This window comes from Aestuariispira ectoiniformans (genome assembly GCF_025136295.1).
Lineage (GTDB): Bacteria > Pseudomonadota > Alphaproteobacteria > UBA8366 > Aestuariispiraceae > Aestuariispira_A > Aestuariispira_A ectoiniformans.
The window spans coordinates 672,843-692,745 of the sequence record NZ_CP062788.1 but is presented as its reverse complement, the minus strand read 5'-3'; the positions used below and the strand labels follow the sequence as shown (position 1 = coordinate 692,745).

Annotated in this window: 20 protein-coding genes; 12 read left to right on the top strand and 8 right to left on the bottom strand. The window is 58.0% G+C overall.

What is annotated here, in order from left to right; all coding sequences use genetic code 11:
* Window positions 1–75: 75 nt before the first annotated feature.
* The 4 genes from IF205_RS03440 (at window position 76) to IF205_RS03425 (ending at window position 2,266) form a co-directional block, all read left to right on the top strand.
* Window positions 76–843, top strand: coding sequence for a dienelactone hydrolase family protein (locus tag IF205_RS03440; RefSeq protein ID WP_259781897.1), 768 nt, complete (start codon window positions 76–78; stop codon window positions 841–843).
* Between the two features lie 45 nt (window positions 844–888).
* Window positions 889–1,494, top strand: coding sequence for a DUF2937 family protein (locus IF205_RS03435; protein ID WP_259781896.1), 606 nt, complete (start codon window positions 889–891; stop codon window positions 1,492–1,494).
* 158 nt (window positions 1,495–1,652) lie between these two features.
* A complete protein-coding gene (locus tag IF205_RS03430) occupies window positions 1,653–1,829 on the top strand; it encodes a type II toxin-antitoxin system HicA family toxin (protein WP_259783229.1) in 177 nt (58 codons plus the stop codon).
* Between the two features lie 11 nt (window positions 1,830–1,840).
* Window positions 1,841–2,266, top strand: coding sequence for a type II toxin-antitoxin system HicB family antitoxin (locus tag IF205_RS03425; RefSeq protein WP_259781895.1), 426 nt, complete (start codon window positions 1,841–1,843; stop codon window positions 2,264–2,266).
* Here IF205_RS03425 and IF205_RS03420 read toward each other — a convergent pair.
* The gene (locus IF205_RS03420; RefSeq protein ID WP_259781894.1) at window positions 2,263–3,951 is read right to left on the bottom strand and encodes a methyl-accepting chemotaxis protein; all 1,689 of its coding nucleotides are present in this window, start codon (window positions 3,949–3,951) and stop codon (window positions 2,263–2,265) included. The genes IF205_RS03425 and IF205_RS03420 overlap by 4 nt on opposite strands.
* A gap of 285 nt (window positions 3,952–4,236) precedes the next feature.
* On the opposite strand from IF205_RS03420, the gene IF205_RS03415 reads away from it, so the two are divergent.
* From IF205_RS03415 to IF205_RS03400, 4 genes are all read left to right on the top strand, one after another.
* The gene (locus IF205_RS03415) at window positions 4,237–5,625 is read left to right on the top strand and encodes an AmpG family muropeptide MFS transporter (protein ID WP_259781893.1); all 1,389 of its coding nucleotides are present in this window, start codon (window positions 4,237–4,239) and stop codon (window positions 5,623–5,625) included.
* A gap of 91 nt (window positions 5,626–5,716) precedes the next feature.
* A complete protein-coding gene (gene ppa / locus IF205_RS03410) occupies window positions 5,717–6,241 on the top strand; it encodes an inorganic diphosphatase (protein ID WP_259781892.1) in 525 nt (174 codons plus the stop codon).
* 40 nt (window positions 6,242–6,281) lie between these two features.
* Window positions 6,282–6,800: an O-acetyl-ADP-ribose deacetylase gene (locus IF205_RS03405; RefSeq protein ID WP_259781891.1), complete on the top strand. Its 519-nt coding sequence runs from the start codon at window positions 6,282–6,284 to the stop codon at window positions 6,798–6,800.
* A gap of 6 nt (window positions 6,801–6,806) precedes the next feature.
* Window positions 6,807–7,097 (top strand): Rdx family protein, encoded by a 291-nt coding sequence (locus tag IF205_RS03400; protein WP_259781890.1) that lies wholly within the window; start codon window positions 6,807–6,809, stop codon window positions 7,095–7,097.
* 219 nt (window positions 7,098–7,316) lie between these two features.
* On the opposite strand, the gene nth is transcribed toward IF205_RS03400, so the two are convergent.
* Window positions 7,317–7,949, bottom strand: a complete 633-nt coding sequence (gene nth / locus IF205_RS03395) for an endonuclease III (RefSeq protein ID WP_259781889.1) — start codon at window positions 7,947–7,949, stop codon at window positions 7,317–7,319.
* Window positions 7,950–7,972: 23 nt separating this feature from the next.
* Complete coding sequence (locus IF205_RS03390; protein WP_259781888.1) at window positions 7,973–9,037, bottom strand: putative transporter; 1,065 nt, start codon at window positions 9,035–9,037, stop codon at window positions 7,973–7,975.
* A gap of 171 nt (window positions 9,038–9,208) precedes the next feature.
* Here IF205_RS03390 and IF205_RS03385 point away from each other — a divergent pair, with 171 nt between their 5' ends.
* On the top strand, window positions 9,209–9,712 hold the full coding sequence (locus IF205_RS03385; protein WP_259781887.1) for a DUF2244 domain-containing protein: 504 nt from the start codon (window positions 9,209–9,211) through the stop codon (window positions 9,710–9,712).
* Between the two features lie 91 nt (window positions 9,713–9,803).
* Window positions 9,804–10,718, top strand: a complete 915-nt coding sequence (locus IF205_RS03380; RefSeq protein ID WP_259781886.1) for a DMT family transporter — start codon at window positions 9,804–9,806, stop codon at window positions 10,716–10,718.
* Between the two features lie 20 nt (window positions 10,719–10,738).
* Here the strand turns inward: IF205_RS03380 and IF205_RS03375 are convergent, their stop codons facing one another.
* Both IF205_RS03375 and IF205_RS03370 read right to left on the bottom strand, forming a co-directional pair.
* Window positions 10,739–12,019 (bottom strand): hypothetical protein, encoded by a 1,281-nt coding sequence (locus IF205_RS03375; protein WP_259781885.1) that lies wholly within the window; start codon window positions 12,017–12,019, stop codon window positions 10,739–10,741.
* A gap of 7 nt (window positions 12,020–12,026) precedes the next feature.
* Entirely contained in the window at window positions 12,027–13,613 is a 1,587-nt protein-coding gene (locus tag IF205_RS03370) for an MBOAT family O-acyltransferase (protein ID WP_259781884.1), read from the bottom strand.
* A 254-nt stretch (window positions 13,614–13,867) separates the two neighbouring features.
* On the opposite strand from IF205_RS03370, the gene IF205_RS03365 reads away from it, so the two are divergent.
* On the top strand, window positions 13,868–14,428 hold the full coding sequence (locus tag IF205_RS03365) for a TetR/AcrR family transcriptional regulator (RefSeq protein ID WP_259781883.1): 561 nt from the start codon (window positions 13,868–13,870) through the stop codon (window positions 14,426–14,428).
* Between the two features lie 29 nt (window positions 14,429–14,457).
* Here IF205_RS03365 and dapB read toward each other — a convergent pair whose 3' ends face one another.
* Complete coding sequence (gene dapB, locus IF205_RS03360) at window positions 14,458–15,261, bottom strand: 4-hydroxy-tetrahydrodipicolinate reductase (protein ID WP_259783228.1); 804 nt, start codon at window positions 15,259–15,261, stop codon at window positions 14,458–14,460.
* A 545-nt stretch (window positions 15,262–15,806) separates the two neighbouring features.
* On the opposite strand from dapB, the gene IF205_RS03355 reads away from it, so the two are divergent.
* Window positions 15,807–16,445 (top strand): LysE family translocator, encoded by a 639-nt coding sequence (locus IF205_RS03355; protein WP_259781882.1) that lies wholly within the window; start codon window positions 15,807–15,809, stop codon window positions 16,443–16,445.
* A 153-nt stretch (window positions 16,446–16,598) separates the two neighbouring features.
* Here IF205_RS03355 and dnaJ read toward each other — a convergent pair whose 3' ends face one another.
* Together dnaJ and dnaK are read right to left on the bottom strand one after the other, a co-directional pair.
* Window positions 16,599–17,750: a molecular chaperone DnaJ gene (gene dnaJ / locus IF205_RS03350; protein ID WP_259781881.1), complete on the bottom strand. Its 1,152-nt coding sequence runs from the start codon at window positions 17,748–17,750 to the stop codon at window positions 16,599–16,601.
* Window positions 17,751–17,851: 101 nt separating this feature from the next.
* The gene (dnaK, locus tag IF205_RS03345; protein ID WP_259781880.1) at window positions 17,852–19,777 is read right to left on the bottom strand and encodes a molecular chaperone DnaK; all 1,926 of its coding nucleotides are present in this window, start codon (window positions 19,775–19,777) and stop codon (window positions 17,852–17,854) included.
* Window positions 19,778–19,903: the final 126 nt, after the last annotated feature.

Here is a 19,903-nt window from a genome sequence, read left to right as displayed (position 1 = left end):
ACCGTTACTGGTCCAGGACCGCAAAGCCCCCGTAAGATTTTGCATGGATGCAATTTCTTCACGGGGGTTTTTCTTATGCTTCAACGTCGCGACGTCCTGAAATCCGTAGGTGCGCTGCCGCTGGCCGCCATTCTTGCCAGCCCCAGCCTGGCCCGTGCCGCCGCCAGCGGCCTGGAAGAGGTTCACCTCAACACCGAGGGCGGCCAGAACGTAATCGGCTTTCTCGCCAAGCCCGCAAAGACACCGGCCCCGGCGCTTTTGCTGATCCATGAATGGTGGGGCCTGAACGACCAGATCAAGGCGGTGACCGCGGAGTTCGCCAAACAGGGGTATCTGACCCTGGCCGTGGACCTGATGAAGGGCAAGGTCGCCGACACCGCCGAACAGGCCCGCGCCCAGACCCAGGCGGTCAAGGGGCCGGAGGCGCTCGACACCCTGACAAGCTGGGCCCATTGGATTCTCAAACACAAGGATTGCTCAGGCAGGATCGGCACGGTTGGCTGGTGCTTCGGCGGCGGCTGGTCGCTGAATACATCCGTGGCGACGCCGGTGGACGCCACCGTCATCTATTATGGCCAAGTCACCCTGCCGGTCAGCGACCTGAAACAGTTGAAAGGCCCGGTCCTCGGACATTTCGGCACCCAGGACAATTACATCAACAAGGAAATGGTCGACGGTTTCGAGAAAAACATGACCGCCGCGGGCAAGGCCGACAGCCTGTCCGTCTACTGGTATGACGCCAATCACGCCTTCGCCAATCCGACCGGCGGGCGCTATGACAAGGAAGACGCCGCGACCGCTTGGAAACGGACAATCGCCTTCCTAGATGATACACTGAAGTGACTTTGTTCATTCCGGGTTCATTCCGGATATCGACCAGGAGGCGATGTGGGTCTACGGAAATATGTGATGATCCTGGGCGGTCTGGCCGGGGCGGCGTTCCTGTCCCAGTTCCCGGCCTTTCACCAGCAATACCTGCAGCGCATCGGCGGCACACTGGACGAGGTCAACCGGCAGATCGACGCGCTGGATGACCGGGCGGCCGAACAGGGGCTGGACCGCTATGGCTATATCCGGCGGTTTTTGAACAATACGGATGCCTCCGTCCACAGCGAGGGCCTCTATCTGGAGAACCTGCTGGTGCGCCAGATCCGCATCCGCCAATCCATCGAAAAACTGCGTGAGGCCCCGGCGGCCATGCAACTGCCGATCCTGGTGCAATATCTGGACACGGAAACCGCACAGGGCGTGATGGACGATTTCGTCCCCGCCCTCAACCTGTCCACCACCGGCCTGATCTATGCCGGATCGGGATTTGGCGCGGGCTTTTTGGGAACAGGTTTCCTGACCGTCTTTATCCCCCGTCGGCGCAGGAAGGCCGCCGAGAAAAAGAAGAAGGAAGAAAAGACAGCCAGGAAAGAAAGGCGGGAGCCGCAAATCACCAGCAAACGCCCCGGCCACAAAGAAGACGAACATCCCTACCGCATGCCGTGAGCGACTCATGTATACACACTTATACACATAAACTTTGACATAAAGCCTGTCGTCTGTGTAAAATTACACACCAAATCCCTCCATAAACACCCGGACCTCCTGACGGGAGGTCACGCTTGTGGAAACAGGGGTTTGTTTTGTCCATTACATCCAGACAGGTGATTAAGCTGTTGGAACGGGATGGTTGGTATCATGTCAGAACGAGAGGCGATCACCACCATTTCAAACATCCGACAAAACCGGGAAAGGTAACGGTTCCCCACCCGAATAAATCACTGAAAAAGGGAACCTTGCGCAGCATCGAACGTCAGGCTGGAATTCGCCTCCAGCCTTAGAAAGGCCCGTTATGAAACGCTTTTTCCCCGCCGTCGTAGAAACCGACGATGAACCGGGATACTCTGTCTTCTTCCCGGATTTTCCCGGCTGCACAAGTGCCGGTGAGACAATCGAGGAGGCCGTACAAGGCGCCAAGGAGGCCCTGGCGGGACATATCGAATTGATGGTTGAGGATGGTGATGCAATCCCAGCCCCCAGCAATTTGGATGACCTTGTTTTCGATGAAGACATTTCTGTTGAGCTTGTGGTTCTGGTCGACGCAACAACCCCTGGCAAAAAACAGCGATATAATGTGACCTTGGACTCCAGTCTCGTCGAGGCCATCGATCACGTATCACCCAACAGATCCGCTTTCCTGGAACAGGCAGCACGTGAAAAACTGCGCCATGACAGGGCGCCGGTTAGGCCCGAACGCCCCGTTCATCCAATACTCTAGGCTGTTTTCTTTACATCGGTCAGGAAACTGCGGACCTCCTTGTTGAGGCGGGCGGCCTGTTCGGTCAGCCCCGCGATGGAACTCATCAGGGAGGAGGCCGCCTCCCCATTGCGGTCGCAGGCCTCGTTCACATCCTGCATGGCCTCTGTCACCTGGGCGGTCCCGGCAGAGGCCTGACTGACATTCTGGGAAATTTCCTGCGTTGCCGCGGCCTGCTGCTCTACCGCCGCGGCAATACCGCCTGCCACTTCTGTAATTTCAGAAATAATGGACGAAATTTGTTTGATCGCGGCCACCGAGTCATTGGTCGTGTTTTGGATGGCTGTGATCTGGCCGGAGATTTCATCCGTTGCCCGGGCGGTCTGGGAGGCCAGCGATTTGACCTCATTGGCGACCACGGCAAAGCCCTTGCCGGCATCCCCCGCCCGCGCGGCCTCGATGGTGGCGTTCAGGGCGAGAAGGTTGGTCTGTTCGGCAATGTCGGTGATCAGGCTGACCACCTCGCCGATCCGGTCCGCGGCCCCGGCAAGCTCTGTCACCGTGCCCTGTGTGGTGCTGGCCACCCGGGAGGCTTCCTGCGCCACCGATGAGGAGCGGCTGGCCTGGCCGGAGATTTCCTTGATCGAGGCCAGCAGTTCCTCGGTCGCGGCAGCGACGGTCTGCACATTGGCGGAGGCCTCGTTGGCAGCCGAGGCGACGATGGTGGATTTTTCCTGCGTCTCGGTGGCGATGCCGCTCATCTCATTGGCGCGGGCGCTCATATTCTCATTGGCCTTTTCGACCTCGCCCAGGACTTCATGCACATGGCTGTCGAAACCGTTGGTCAGCTCTTCCAGACGTTTTGCCTCGTCAAGCTGCGCCTGCTGCTGGCGCTGTTGTTCAGCAGCCAGTTCGTCGGCCCGGATCATATTGTCCCGGAACACCTGCACCGCGCGGCCCATATCGCCGATCTCGTCAGTACGGGCCGTATGGGGGATTTCCACATCCATCTTACGGTCGGCCAGGGTACGCATGGTGCCGGTGATCGACACGATCGGGCTGGCGATGGCGCGGCTGAGCATGATCGCCACCACCAGGGCCAGGGCCAAAGCGACAACCGTGGAAACCGCAGAGATGAATGTCTGCTGGGCATAGGCGTCGCTAAGCGCCTGCTGCCGGTCGGTCAGCAGGTCACGCTGGCGCTTGGACGCCGCATCCACCGTATTCAGGACTTTCTCGATGAAGGGCCAGCTTTCGCCCTCGATCTCCATCTGGCGGGCGCGGTCCTGGGTGGCCGGATCGCGCATCCATGCAATCTGCTTGTCGTAGACATTGGTCCGCATGGCATCGACCGTCTGCTTCAATTCCCGGGCGATCTTCTGGCCTTCCGCATCCCCTTCGTAGAGGTTGATCAGGACCTGGATATCCTTGTCGAAGGACTGTGAGGTCTTGTCGTAAATCCCCATCAGATAGTCATTGCCGGTGACCAGAACACCACGCACCAGCGAGGACATGTCCAGCATCTCCATCTGCACTTCGCGCAGTTTCACCGTGGTTTCATACTGGTGGGTTGCGTCCCTTACCACCGCCTCGACCCGCTGGCTCTGTACATAGGAAAAGACCGCGAAAAGCAGCAGAACGGCGACGATGCAGCTCAGGCCCACGGCCAGCTTGCGGGTAATCTTCAGATTGGCGAACCAACGCATTGAAACCTCCATTTTCTCTTACGGCAGCAGTCTTTACCGAGGCTTTCTTGTCGAAGCCTTCCGGCAAAGCGCCGTATTTCCCCAGACTGTTTTCTCAATCAAGCCCGTTCCCGGAGGGTCTTTTTATTTCAATTCCGAAACGATTATATTTTCTTTCAGCCTAATGCAAAATCAACACGTTAGGTACCTATAATTCTTCCGCCTCATTCTTGCCGCTTGCCGCGCGTGGCCGCAATCCGCTAGGCTCTTCCCCAACGATAACAACCCTTTGAACCGGCGGCTTCCATGCAAAAGCATTCCTGGCGCGAGGCGCTTCTCGCCTACAAGCACCCTCGCGTGATTACCATGCTGTTCCTTGGCTTTTCCGCCGGGCTGCCGCTTTATCTGTCCTACGGGACCTTGTCTCTCTGGCTGAAACAGGCCGGGATCGACCGTGGCGCGATCACCTTTTTCAGTTGGGTCGGCTTCGCCTATGGCTTCAAGTTTCTCTGGGCCCCGCTGGTGGACCGTCTGCCCCTGCCCGGATTGCAGCGACTGCTGGGCCAGCGCCGGTCCTGGTTGATCCTGGCGCAGGTCTCCGTTGCAGTCTCGCTGGTTTTGATGGCCAATACGGACCCGTCGCAAACCCCGCTGCTGATCGCCTTTTTCGCCGCCTGCCTGGCCTTTTCTTCCGCCACACAGGATATCGTCATCGACGCCTATCGCGTGGAGGCGATCGAGGCCGACTATCAGGGCGCGATGGCAGCGACCTATCAGATCGGCTATCGCATTGCCATGATCCTGGGCGGCGCGGGCGCGATCGGCATTGCCGGGGCGGAAGGCAGCAACGTCACCTATGACCTCACCGCCTGGCAAATCTCCTATTTCTCCATGGCGGCCTTCATGGCGGTCGGCTTTATCACCACATTGATCATCCGGGAGCCGGAGCGCAGGATCAGCCGGGACGTGATGGAATTCGAGGCCCAGGCGGATATCTTCGTGGAACGCTTCGCCCATCTGCCACCAAAGGCACAGAAGGTCATCCATTGGGTTTACGGGGCCATTCTCTGCCCCTTCCTGGATTTTTTCCGGCGCTATGGCCTGATATCCCTCCTGTTCCTGGCCCTCATTGCCACCTTCCGCATCTCGGACGTGGTTCTGGGTGTGATGGCCAATGTCTTCTATGAGGAGATGGGGTTCACGCTCAATGAGATCGCCTTCTATTCCAAGGCCTTCGGGGTGGCGATGACGCTGCTGGGCGGGTTACTGGGCGGGTTGCTGGTGGTGCGTTTCGGGGTCATGCGCGTGCTGTTGCTCGGGGCCTTCCTGTCGGCGGCGACCAACCTGCTGTTCGCCTATATGGCCGGTCAGGAAAAAAGCGTGCTGCTGCTGGCCTGGGTGATCACGGCGGACAATATCGCCAATGGCATCGCAGGCCCTGCCTTCATCGCCTATATGTCCAGCCTGACCAGCGTCGCCTATACGGCCACGCAATATGCGCTTTTCAGTTCGGTGATGTTCATCCTGCCCAAATTCATTGCGGGCTGGTCCGGGACTTTCGTCAATGAATACGGCTACAGCACCTTTTTCACAGGCACGGCCGTGATCGGCGTTCCGGTGCTGTTCCTGATTGCGCTTGCGTCCAGATATATGCGGCCCGCCGAAGCCGGGACCAGCGCCCAATCCGCCGATTAGCCGGATTAACCTTTAAACCCTTGGCTTGTGCCGGTTTGACTTGCTATACAGCCACGAACGATTTTCCACTGAATGCAGGGGTATTCAAGCCATGGACGTCACCAAGATTCCCGCCGGTAAAAATGCACCGGAAGATATCAACGTCGTTATCGAAGTCCCGTTGGGCGTGCCGATCAAATACGAGCTGGACAAGGATTCCGGCGCTGTTTTCGTTGACCGCTTCATCGCAACGCCGATGTTCTATCCTGCCAACTACGGCTTCGTGCCGCAGACGCTGTCCGACGACGGTGATCCGGTCGACGTTCTGGTGGTGGGCCAGCATCCGCTGCAGCCGGGTTGCGTGATCCGCAGCCGTCCGGTCGGCGTGCTGATCATGGAAGACGAAGCCGGCCAGGACGAGAAAATCGTCGCCGTGCCCCATGAGAAAATGACCCCGTTTTACAACGATATCCAGGAAGCCACCGACCTTCCGGAAATCCTGCTGAACCAGATCAAGCATTTCTTCGAGCATTACAAGGATCTGGAAAAAGGCAAATGGGTGAAGGTCAAGGAATGGGCCCCGGCTGCGGAAGCCCGCCGCCTGCTTCAGGAAGGCGTTGACCGCACAAACGGCTAAGGCTTAGCCTGTCTCTGATAGACAGTATCGGAGAAAACCCATGACCGGCCGCGATCTCGATCTACAGGTTCACCAGGGTGACATCACCCGGCTTCAGGTGGATGCCATCGTGAATGCGGCCAATGAAAGCCTGCTTGGCGGGGGTGGCGTCGACGGCGCCATCCACCGCGCGGCAGGGCCCGAGCTTCTCGCCGAATGCCGAACCTTGAACGGCTGCCCGACCGGCGAGGCCAAGATCACCAAGGGCTACAAGCTTCCCGCGAAATATGTGATCCACACGGTCGGCCCCATCTGGCATGGCGGCCATCAGGGGGAGCCGGAGCTGCTCGCCAGTTGTTACCGCAACAGCCTGGCATTGGCCGCGGACAACGGCGTCAAATCCATTGCCTTCCCGGCCATTTCCTGCGGCGTCTACGGCTATCCGCTGGAACAGGCCATCAAGATTGCCCATCACGAAGTGCTTGATTACCTCAACCATCACAAACTGCCGGAGACGGTGATTTTCTGCTGTTTCGACGGCAATTCCGCCCAGGCCTATCGCGACTATATCGGGTTATAAGACACCATGACCAAGCCCCGCATCGAAATCGAATATTGCACCCAATGCCGCTGGCTGCTACGCGCCGGTTGGACGGCGCAGGAATTGCTGACCACCTTCCAGGACGAATTAGGCGCGGTCACGCTGATCCCCGGCACAGGCGGTATTTTCGAAGTGCGCATCGTCGACGGCCCGCTGATCTGGTCCCGCAAACAGGAAGACCGCTTTCCCGAACTCAAGGAGTTGAAACAACGCCTCCGCGATGTGATCGTGCCGGAACGGGACCTGGGGCATTCGGACCGGAAGTCGGAAAACTAAACTAACATTATCAAGAAAAACACCGCTCATCCTCAACTCGATTGAGGATCTGAAGCTGCAAACCCAGAGGGCATAGGAGCCTCCTGAGATCCCGGCCTTCGCCGGGACGAGCGGGTAATATTCTGGGTTTCAATGAGTATCCGTCATCACCGGGCTTCGACCCGGTGATCTCTGGGAGATAGCCGGGTCAGGTCCGGCTATGACGGCTGAATTGGCAAACTAAACCGTCTTGCCCTTGAACTTGCATAGGTCTTCAACCGGGCAGATGCTGCAGTCGGGTTTGCGGGCCTTGCAGATATAGCGGCCGTGCAGGATCAGCCAGTGATGGGCATGAAGCTTCCAGTGTTTGGGGATTTTCTTCTCCAGCTTCTTTTCCACCTCCAGCGGCGTTTTGCCGGGGGCGAGGCCGGTTCTGTTACTGACCCGGAACAAATGGGTGTCGACAGCAATCGTCGGCTGGCCGAAGGCGATGTTCAGCACCACATTGGCGGTCTTGCGCCCGACACCGGGCAGCTTTTCCAGTTCCACCCGGTCCTGAGGCACCTCGCCGCCATAATCGCGGACCAGAAGCTCCGCCATTTTCATCACATTTTTGGCCTTTGAATTATACAGGCCGATGGTCTTGATGTGATCCTTCAGCCCCGCCTCACCCAGGGCCAGCATATCCTGTGGGGTGGAGACGATCCGGAACAGCTTCTCGGTTGCCTTGTTCACCCCCACATCGGTCGCCTGGGCGGACAGCGCGACGGCCACCAGCAGGGTATAGGGGTTGGTATAGTTCAACTCCCCCTTCGGTTCCGGGTCGCGTTCCGCCAGACGACGAAAGAACTCGTCGACATCCGCCTTTTTCATGTGATCGGTCCCCTGTTGATCCGTTAGTCGCCACTGGGCTGCAGCACCATGTCCCCCTGAGGCTTTTCATGCAATCTCAGGTTATGTTCGAATTCGTGCAACCGTTTGTAGATACTGCGCAATTCGGTAATGGTTGTCCAGTTATGCAGGAACAGCGCAAAGCCGTTGTGAACCCGCTGAAAGGCATTTGAAATCTGCACCAAAACGCCCAGCGGGATCGCTGCGGTGAAAAGGCTGGGGGCCATGATCAGATAAGGCGCCACCTGCATAAAGGAGTCATAGACCGCCACCCACATGTCAAAATAGGTGTAGTGCAAAAACAAGCGATGATTATTGAAACGAATGCCTAGAAACAGTTCGATCATCGTGTCCGGACGCGCATAGTCGATTTTATTATCCTCAGCAAAAACCAGGTCTTTACGGAAGGCCGCTTCGACTTTCTGATTGTTGTATTCCAGGCCCGGAAGCTTGATCCCAACGAACCATGAGAGGATCAACCCTCCAATAGAGACCAGAAGAGCAAACCAAACCAGCGATCCCTCAACGTCTTTCAACATCGGGACTTCAACCTGATGGCTGAAGCCCCAAAGGATGGGAATAAAGGCAAACAGGGTCAATATGGCACGGACAACCTTAAGACCGATCTCTTCAACCCTGTTCGCAAATCTCTGGCAATCCTCCTGGATACGCTGCGACGCGCCTTCAATCTCTTCGCCCACCGTCCGCCAACGAGGCAGAAAATCAAAGGTCATGGCTTCACGCCAGCGCAACGCATAGATCCGTGTAAACCAAAGAAGAAAGGCGCTGGTGACCGTTGAGGGTAGCGCAATGGTGACGAAAGAAAGATCACTTGTGGAAAACGTATCCAGATATCGCAGTCCGATCAATGTGTCCCAGAAAAGTGCAATACCCTCCTGCGGATTATCTTTGTAGCTGCCAGACTGTTGGAACAAATTATAAAGGCGTCCATACCATTCATTTGCCACAACACTGAGTTGGACCTGAAAAACAATCGTGGCAATCAACAACGTCCCGCCGCCATAGGCCCAAAGCGCCCATTTCCTGGATTTGAAGAAACTGTGAAACACCGGTCCTGATCCTTGTGCTATTGGCGGGGCCGTCACTTAACAAAAACAATTAGGCGACAATTTGATTTTTGATTGACGATTTCTATACGCAGCCAATCTTTGCTATACAAGGTCAATACGGGCGAAAAAACGGATGACAACAAATCCGGCAGCCCGAACAGGATGAGTTGAATGACGATTGAAACGCTGGCGGAGGGCAAGGCCTCCCCCTTCCTGGACGTGACGTTGCGCCCCTATCGCAGCCTGCCGCCGGAAGGTTTTATGTTCCTGATGTTTGCCATCGGCGGCACCGGTTTCCTGATCGGTTTCGCCTTTTTCCTCATGGGCGCATGGCCGGTGGCGGGGTTCTGCGGGTTGGAATTCCTGCTGGTCTATATCGCCTTTCGCCTGAACTATCGCGCCGCGCGCCTGATCGAACATCTTCGGCTGTCCGATGACGGGCTGACCATCACCCGGATCACCCCCAAGGGCGAGGTCACCATCACCCATCTGGAGCCGAACTGGCTCACCGTCACGTTGGACCGGGTCGATGACGAAATCCGCCAGATCAACCTGCGCAGCCACGGCAAGACACTTAACATCGGGCGGTTCCTGACCGGTGAGGAACTGGAAGACCTGGCCAACCGCCTGACGACCGCCCTCCATGCCTATCGCAGCAGCCCGCTGCCCGGCTAATTATACGGGCCTTTAATTAGAAATTGGCGATCCGCGCAAATGCGTGTATGCCAGATAAAAAAGCACCGTGGGTTGGAACAGGGAAAAACTGATGAGCATGGCCTCCACCGACAGCACAAATCCTGTCGGCATTCGCGACTATGGCCTTCTGGTCTGCTTGGCCGCCATCTGGGGCGGGTCCTTCCTGTTCATCAAGCTGGCGGTCGACACAATCCCGCCCGCCACCATCGCCGCGGGGCGCATCGCACTGGCGGCCTGCATTCTCTATCTTGCCGCCCGCATGGCAGGGCAACGCCTGCCCGCCTTTGGCCGTCACTGGATTTTCATCGCGGGTGTTGCCATTTTCGGCAATGCCATTCCCTTTTCCCTGATCGGTTGGGGTGAGGCCAAGATCGACGCCGGACTGGCCGCGATCCTGATGGCGACCGTGCCGCTTTGCACCATGGTGCTGGCCCATTTCCTGACCGACGACGAACGGCTGTCGATCCGCAAGATCGCCGGTTTGATCGTGGGCTTTACCGGTATTGTGATCCTGATCGGGCCCAAGGCCCTGATGACGCTGGGCGACGATGCGATCCGCCAGGTCGCGGTTGCCTCCGGGGCGGCCTGCTATGGCCTTTCCAGCATCATGGCCAAGAAGCTGTCAGGCCTGCCGCGCCGGGCTGTCGCCGCGGCGATCATGGCAACCTCTTCCTGTTTCATCGTGCCCGTGGCGCTGATCACCGACCGGCCCTGGACGACAGAGCCCGCCGCCATCGGCATTTTCTCCGTCGTCATGCTGGGCCTGCTGTCCACCGCCCTGGCCCAGATCATCCTCTTGAAGATCGTGCGCGAGCGCGGGGCGTCCTTCCTGTCGCTGAACAATTACATGGTGCCGGTCTTCGGTGTCATCTGGGGGATCATCTTCCTGGCAGAACGCCCGAACCCCAGCAGCCTCGTCGCCTTCCTCCTGATCCTCACCGGCATCGGCATCACCCAATACCGCCGCAAACCCAAGGCGGGTTAGGCATCCTGCCAAATTGATCGCTATTGCGTCGCCAACGATATTTCCTCCTGGCGTTTGACCAGTTTCGACAGCCGCAGCACGTCATTGGGATTGGCGAGCATGTAAAGATCGCGTTGCAGCGCCAGGTCTTCGAGCCGGTCATCAATGGTCTTCTGGGTGACCTGGACGCCGAAGTCCTCGTTCAGTTCCTTGCTGTCACAGTGCCGGTCGAGCATGCGGCTCAACATGATGTCGCCCAGTTCCTGCCGGTAGTGGGAAGGTTCCCAGAACCAGGCGAGCGCCTCGCCTTTGGCTGCAACCGTATCCACGCCTTCGGTTGTATAGCCGTTGAAACCGTTGAAATCCCAGAGCGGACCATCGCCGGTCTGTTCGACAATCCTGGTGACCTCGCGGCGCCATTCGTCGAAATCACCCCACAGCCCGGCCCGGTCCAGCAGCAGCATATATTCCGCGTGATAGGGGTTAATAAAGGGTATGACCCTGACCCCTTTGACCCGCGCATAATTCAAAAAGCCTTCCAGCACCGCAAAGGTGGGCGACAGCTTGCCACCGGGCGTGCGCACCGACAGGTCCTGCCCGGTAAGCCGTGCGGCAATTGACTTGTTTTTCTCCTGGAACAGCACCTTCACCCCTTCATTGCGGATGATCGCGCCATAGGTGCGTTCACCGGGGTTGAAGCCAAGGGCGGTGCGGGTGGAGACATCCGGGTTGCCCTGGCTCATCACCGTATAGGCACTGTCCGCCAGGGCCTGCACCGACATCACCGCCCGGAATCCGTCGTCCAGACGGTCCCAGAGGAAACCCGGATCGGCCTGCCCGTCGGGCTGCACCAGCCAGGAGCGGGTCTCCTGCTTTGGATTGGGCCATCCCGGCCCGATCCGTTCGGGCCGGTTGCGGTCCACCAGAAAATCCAGGATATCCAGGCCCAGCAGGACCGTGCCCACATCGCCGGTCGCCATGGCGTGCTGTGCATAGCGGACCTGACGGTAAAAGCTCTGCCCCGGCAGGGAGGTATTATAGACCGGCTGCTCATAGGCCTCCCAGCAGGCATTTTGCGGGTTCAGGCCCAGTTCGGGGCGGGAGTTCCCCACGATCAGCGAACGCGGATGGGCCTTCAGCACCTGATAGACCTTGGCGGTCGTCACCCGGGTCGCCGCCGCCGGTTTGATTTCGTTCAGCCCCTCGATACGCTTCACTTCGAACATGCCGTAGGGGTCGATGACATAATTCGCCGCCCCCGCCAGGATCAGCCCCAGCAGAAAGGTTACGAACCAGCCAATGGCGAATGTCTTGTCCCGCATGCCCACCTCAGAACTGGAAATAGAGGAATTCGGACACGCTGGTCAGCGCCAGGAAGCCCAGGGTTGAAAGAATGGCCGTGCCCAGCATCCAGCCGACACTGGGCCGCCAGAGCACACGGCCCGACAGGCGCGCGGCGGGCTGCACACTGTCCTGCGGCTTGCTGCCATAGGCATCATAGGTCGGGTTGAAATCACGCATGAACTGATGAGTGTTTGGCGCGATCAGCGCCAGCAGGCCCAACAGACCCACCCAGAGATAGGTCCAGATAAAGACACTGCCGCCGCCCAGATAACTGTCAACGCCGACGGACTGCAGCATCGCCCAGGCACCGCCCAGCCGCACGGCCAGCGCATTGGGCAGCGCGATGCCATTCACGCCCGCCATGCCTTTCAGGATGACAAGTGCGGCATCAAAGCTTTCCGCCCGGAAGAAGACCCAGCCAACCACCACGGAAACGAAAGTCATCACCCAGGCCACTGCTTTCCACAGGGCGGTATCGCGCTGATGGGTGAAACCGATGCGGTGACAGAACCAGTTCCAGGCGTGGTTGATCACCAGATAGAAGCCATGGAGCGCGCCCCAGGCCACAAAGGTCCAGCCTGCCCCATGCCACAAGCCGCCCAGCAGCATGGTGGTCATCAGGTTCACATAACGGCGTTTGCTGCCATAGCGGCTGCCGCCCAGCGGGATATAGACATAATCGCGCAGGAAGCGCGACAGGGTCATATGCCAGCGCCGCCAGAATTCCACAATGCTGGTGGATTTATAGGGCGAGAAGAAATTAAGCGGCAGTATGATCCCGAACAGCCTTGCCGCCCCGATCGCCATATCGGAATAGCCTGAGAAATCGAAATAAAGCTGGAAGGTATAGGAAAGCGCCCCGCCCCAAGCCTCGAAAAAGGTCAGATCTTCCCCGATCAGCGCGCGGCTGAACACAGGCGTTGCATATTGCGCCACGCCGTCCGCCAGCACCGCCTTCTTGAACAGGCCGATGGAAAAGATCGTCACCCCGATCGCCACATTGGACCAGCGCGGCGACAGCGTCTCGTCCTTCATGAACTGCGGCAGCATTTCCTTGTGATGGACGATCGGCCCGGCGATCAACTGCGGGAAGAAGGTCACAAACAAGGCATAGTGGGAGAATTTGTATTCCGACGTGACCCCCTGATAGGCATCGGCCAGATAGGCGATCTGCTGGAAGGTGAAAAAGGAAATTGCCAGCGGCAGGACGATGACGCCCAGATTGTAATCCGTGTCCGCCAGCGCATTCAGGTTTTCAACAAAGAAATTCGCATATTTGAAATAGCCCAGCAGCCCGAGATTGACCAGGACACCAAGGGACAGGACCAAACGCCGTCTGAACAGCGACCGGTTGACCAGCATGCCGAGGAAGGTGCCCAACGCAAAGTTGACCATCATCGACAGCACGATCAACACCAGATAGATCGGGTTCCACCAGCCATAGAAAAAAAGCGATGCCAGAACGAGCCAGATAATAGCCGGCTCCCGCCCGAGCAGGCGGCTGGACAGGAAAAATCCTGCCAGGGTCAACGGCAGGAATAAAACAATGAACTCATATGAGTTAAAGAGCATCCAGTTACATAACCCGCTACCCGGCAAAGGGCCGACGGGACTCCCCTCTGCCAGTCGCCCCAAAATCCGCCCCTATTGTTAGTGGACAATTATTTTCCTGTCACTTGCTTTTCAAAAATGACCGGGGGATGCGGTATTTTCCGGCTGTTGATTATCCATACAAAATGGTATGGTATGGTTATTATACACAGCCGGAAACATGGGTTTTTGGGTCTCTATATCCGCGTTTTCACCTCTTTGGATTCGTCTCCGACATGCGAAAAAAACCATCACCGACACGACTGGCCCTGCGCGACTGGCTGCGCATCGGCCTTGTCCAACTGGCCGCCCATGGCCCGGCGGGACTTCAGCTTGAAAATATCTGCAGGGCGGCAGGCAAGACGCGCGGGTCCTTCTATCACCATTTCAAGGATCACGATCGCTTTTGCCGGACATTGGTGGAGTTCTGGCGCTTTGAGAATACCGACCGGATCGTCGCCCAGACAAACAAAACCCGTGATACCAGGGGAGGCAGTCGGCTTGCCGCCGCCCTTGATCCGTCGATTGAGCGGGCCATGCGCAACTTCGCCGCCGTCAACGCCCATGCCAAGGCGGCGCTTGCCTTTGTGGACAAGCGCCGCGTCGACTATCTGGCACAGCTAAACATGCAGGAAACGGGTATGAAAAAGGCTGCCGCCACAGAATTGGCCGAAATCGAATATGCCGGTTTGATTGGCTATCTGCTGCTGTTCCCCGACCGTGGCGAAGACAGGTTGCGCAAGGTCGGCAAACGCCTGAACCACATGATCACCGGCGAGGGACAGCAGGAAAAATAGTCACTACACCTAAAATGTTAGGTAGAAGATCAATCCTTGAGGCCTAATACATCGGTCATGTCATAGACCGCGGCCGGCTGCCCCTTGGTCCACAAGGCGGCCCGAACGGCTCCTGCGGCAAAGACCTGGCGTGCGCTGGCCTTATGGGTCAGCTCGATCCGCTCGCCTTCGGCGGCGAAGATCACCGTATGCTCGCCCACCACATCGCCGCCGCGCAGGGTGGCATAACCGATTTCCCCACGCGGGCGCGGGCCGGTATGACCGTCACGCACGGCCTGTTTCTTCTCGTCATGATCCACACCACGGCCATCGGCGGCCGCATGGCCCAGCAACAAGGCCGTGCCGGAGGGCGCATCCACCTTGTGACGGTGGTGCATCTCAACTATTTCGATATCGTAATCATCGCCCAGAACCTTGGCGACCTTGCGGGTCAGCTCTCCCAGCAGGGTGACACCGACGCTCATATTGGCGGCAAAGACCACCGGCACATGACGGGCGGCCAGATTGATGGCGTTCTTCTGGGTCTCGTTCAGGCCCGTGGTGCCGCCGACAAAGGCGCAACCAGCCTGGGCGGCAAGGCGCAGATGTTCTTCCGTTGCATCCGGAGAGGTGAAGTCGATCACGGCCTGCGCCTCTGCTATGACCGGGGCCGGATCATCCGTGATGATCACGCCGCTTTCACCCTTGCCCGCGACAACGCCCGCATCCATACCGATAAAATCCGATCCTGGACGGCCCGTCGCCCCGGACAGGACACAGCCCTCACGGCTCATCACTTCCGACACCAGCATCCGGCCCATCCGGCCCGCACAGCCCACAACAGCAATTTTCATCGGTTCAGACATCGCAACACCCTGTAGAAGTTATCGGGTTGCAATATCACAATGCTGCGACAGTTCAAACTATTGTGCTGTTTAATATTGAACTAGCTGCAAAGAACATGGTTCAATAATAAGGTAGCCGCTAGGTCATCAGCCTAACTAGCTACATTTCTTACGAATTGGCTTGGGCGTGGACCGTCTGTGTCGGCGGACAGGAACGGTCTTTGGCCCAGGCTTTTTATTCGTCCGTGTCGGACGACATTTGGTCGCCATGGCACCTTACCTCCTTTCTTAGATTCCATCACTAAAACCTCCTCTCGATCCGATGGTCTTACAAGAAGTTGTGTCGATAAACCTAGCAGCCACTACATATATACCAGAAAGAACATAAAGAGTCCAAACGGATTTTCGACTCTATAACAAAGACTTATGACGCCGCTATAATCCAGTGAGTTAGACGAACTTGAGCAAAGCTTGTCCCCTCCGGCACAATTCTTGTACCCATTCATTTCTCCTCTTGAAGGCATTCTCGGTCCGCGTTAAAGCGGGCGATACGCATGACATTGAGGATCAGGCCGATGGACTGGAACGTGCTGTTGTTTTTTATTCCCGCCGGCGCGGTTCTGGCCGTGGCGCCGGGCCCCAACAACCTGCTGGCGGTCAACCATGGGGCTCGCTATGGATTGAACCGGGCGCTGATGGCGGGACTGGGCCGGTTGCTGGCCTTCACCCTGATGATTGCGATTACCGCTGTCGGCCTGGGCGCGGCGCTGGCAACCTCCGAAGTGGCCTTCCAGGTGATCAAATGGGGCGGTGCGGCCTATCTGGCCTATCTGGGCATCCGGACCTTCCTGGCCAAAAGCGAGGCGGTTGACGAGGCCACCGTCGGCAAACAGGCAACCCTGTTCAGGCAGATGCGGTCCGAATTCATCGTGGCGGCAGGCAATCCCAAGGCAATCCTGATCTTCACCGCCTTTTTCCCGCAATTTATCAAACCCGACCTGCCCTTCGTCAGCCAGTTCTTCGTGCTGGGCGTCGTCTTCCTGATCATGGAGTTCTTCGCGCTCGGCCTCTATGCGGCGGCAGGCAAGCAGGTGGCGCGCCTGATCCGCACCTCCAAGGGCATGAAATGGATGAACCGGGTCAGCGGCAGCGCGCTGTTCAGCGCCGGTGTGGCCCTGGCGGTGTCGAAGTAGTATCCATCCTGCAATCGTCACCCCCGCAAAGGCGGGGGGCTATTTCAGTAAGTGCTGGCCGATCCATGGATTCCCGCCTTCGCGGGAATGACGTTATCCCACAAAAAAGGCCCCTACCAATCGGCAGGAGCCTTTTTTTGAAGATATTGACCGCTATTCCGTCAGGTCTTCCCAGAATTCCTTGACCTTGGAGAAGAAACCTTCGGACTGCGGGCTGTGTTTCTTGGACCCGCCACCGGCCTCGCGGAATTCCTTCAGCAGTTCCTTCTGGCGCTTGGTCAGGCTGACCGGGGTTTCCACCGCCGCCTGGATATACATGTCGCCCCGGGACTGGCTGTGCAGGATGCTCATGCCCTTGGACCGCAGGCGGAATTGCTGTCCGGTCTGGGTGCCTTCGGGGATTTTCACCTTGGCCCGGCCACCGTCGATGGTGGGCACTTCGATATCCGCGCCAAGCGCCGCATCGGCCATGGCAATCGGCACTTCGCAGAAGATATGCGAGCCTTCGCGCTGGAAGATCGGGTGACGTGCGATATTCAGGAAAATATAGAGGTCCCCCGGCGGTGCGCCGCGCAGGCCCGCCTCACCCTCGCCGCTCAACCGGATACGGGTGCCGTCATCCACGCCTTCGGGAATATTGACCGACAGGGTCTTTTCCTTGTGGACGCGACCACTGCCATCACAGTCGTCACAGGGATCGTCGATGACGGTGCCCTGGCCCTGACAGTTCGGACAGGTGCGTTCCAGGCTGAAGAAGCCCTGCTGAACCCGAACCTTGCCATAGCCTTTACAGGTGCCGCAGGTGACCGGCTGTGCCCCTTCCTTGGCGCCGCTGCCGTGACAGGTGTCACAGCCGACGGAAGTGGGCACGCGAATTTCCGCAGTCCGGCCATGAAAGGCGTCTTCCAGGCTGATTTCCAGGTTATAGCGCAGGTCCGCGCCGTGGTTCTGCTGACCACCGCCGCGACGGCCACCGCCGCCACCGCCCATGAAATCGCCGAACATTTCTTCGAAGATATCGGTGAAACCGCCAAAACCCTGGCCGCCGCCACCGAAACCGCCGCCACCCATGCCACCCTGGGCAAAGGCGTCATGGCCGAACCGGTCATAGGCCGCACGTTTTTCCTGGTCCTTGAGGACCTCATAGGCTTCGTTGGCTTCTTTGAACTTGGCTTCGGCTTCCTGGTCGCCCGGGTTGCGGTCCGGGTGATGCTGCATGGCGAGTTTGCGATAAGCTTTTTTCAGCTCGTCCGCATTTGCCTCGCGGGATACGCCGAGAACTTCGTAAAAGTCGCGTTTACTCATGAGACGCGCCTCGAATAATTACTGTCTGTGCAAAGGATACGGGGCCGAAATCGCGGAATATGTCTTTCCGCTTTTTCGGCCCCGCCCACATAGGTCAAGCCTTAGGACTTGTCTTTTTTGTCATCGTCGACTTCTTCGAAATCGGCATCGACAACATTCTCGTCCTTGGCTTCTGCGCCACCGGCGTCACCGCCCGCTGCTTCGCCACCTTCGGCTTCCGCCTGGGCTGCCTTATACATGGCTTCGCCCAGTTTCATGGAGCTTTCGGTCAGCGACTGGGTCTTGGCCTTGATGGTCTCCAGATCGTCAGCTTCCATGGCTTCCTTCAGTTCCGCGATGTTGCTTTCGATCGCGCTCTTTTCAGAGGCGTCAACCGCATCACCGTGATCCTTCAGGGCCTTTTCAGTGGTGTGGATCAGGCCGTCCGCCTGGTTGCGGGCCTCGACCAGTTCCTTACGGACCTTGTCTTCGTCGGCATGGGATTCAGCATCCTTGACCATCTGGTCGATCTCGTCGTCGTTGAGACCGCCGGAAGCCTGGATCTTGATCTGCTGTTCCTTACCGGTGCCTTTATCTTTCGCGGACACATGCACGATACCGTTGGCGTCGATGTCGAAGGTAACTTCGATCTGCGGCACGCCGCGCGGTGCCGGCGGAATACCGACCAGGTCAAACTGACCCAGCAGCTTGTTGTCGGCTGCCATTTCACGTTCACCCTGGAAGACCCGGATGGTCACGGCAGACTGGCTGTCTTCCGCCGTGGAGAATACCTGGGACTTCTTGGTCGGGATCGTGGTGTTGCGGTCGATCAGGCGGGTGAAGACACCGCCCAGGGTTTCGATACCCAGCGACAGCGGGGTCACATCCAGCAGCAGGACGTCTTTCACGTCACCCTGCAGGACACCGCCCTGGATCGCCGCACCGATGGCGACAACTTCGTCCGGGTTCACACCGCGATGCGGTTCACGGCCAAAGAATTCCTGAACAACCTCGATCACCTTCGGCATACGGGTCATACCGCCGACCAGGATCACTTCGTCGATCTCGGAGGCCTTCAGACCGGCATCCTTCAGGGCTGCCTGGCAGGGTTTGATCGTGCTCTTGATCAGATCGCCCACCAGCGCTTCCAGTTTGGAGCGGCTGAGTTTGACGTTCAGATGTTTCGGGCCGCTTGCATCCGCCGTGATGAACGGCAGGTTCACGTCCGTCTGGGTCGTGGAGGACAGCTCGATCTTGGCTTTCTCCGCAGCTTCTTTCAGACGCTGCAGGGCCAGGCGGTCAGACCGCAGGTCGATGCCATTCTCTTTTTTGAACTCGTCGGCCAGATAATCGATGATTGCCTGGTCAAAGTCTTCACCACCCAGGAAGGTGTCACCGTTGGTGGACTTCACTTCAAACACGCCATCGCCGATTTCCAGGATGGAAACGTCGAAGGTACCACCACCAAGGTCATAGACGGCAATCGTGCCGGTGCCTTTTTTCTCCAGGCCATAGGCCAGGGCGGCAGCAGTCGGCTCGTTGATGATACGCAGGACTTCCAGACCGGCGATCTTACCGGCATCCTTGGTGGCCTGACGCTGGCTGTCGTTGAAGTAGGCCGGAACGGTAATCACGGCCTGGGTCACCGGCTCGCCCAGATAGGCTTCTGCGGTTTCCTTCATTTTCTGCAGCGTCATGGCGGAAACCTGTGCCGGTGCATATTTTTCGCCATGGGCCTCGACCCAGGCATCACCGTTATCCGCCTTGATGATGTTAAAAGGTGCGGTTTTACGATCTTTTGCAACTTCGGGGTCTTCGAAACGGCGACCGATCAAACGCTTGATGGCATACAGCGTGTTGTCCGGATTGGTCACTGCCTGGCGTTTTGCCGGGTGACCCACAAGACGTTCGCCATCCTGCGTGAAAGCAACCATCGACGGCGTGGTGCGCACACCTTCGGAGTTTTCAATCACCTTCGCGTTGCTGCCGTCCATGACAGCGACGCAGGAGTTGGTGGTCCCTAAGTCGATACCGATAACCTTGCTCATTTATACCTCACTTCTTTAAGCAAACCCCACATCGGCCTGACCTTTCAGCACCTTGGCGCGGGATTCCTCAGTTGGGTTCAATGGATTGGTAAAAACCCGTTCACTCTTACTGCCCGGTATATAGGA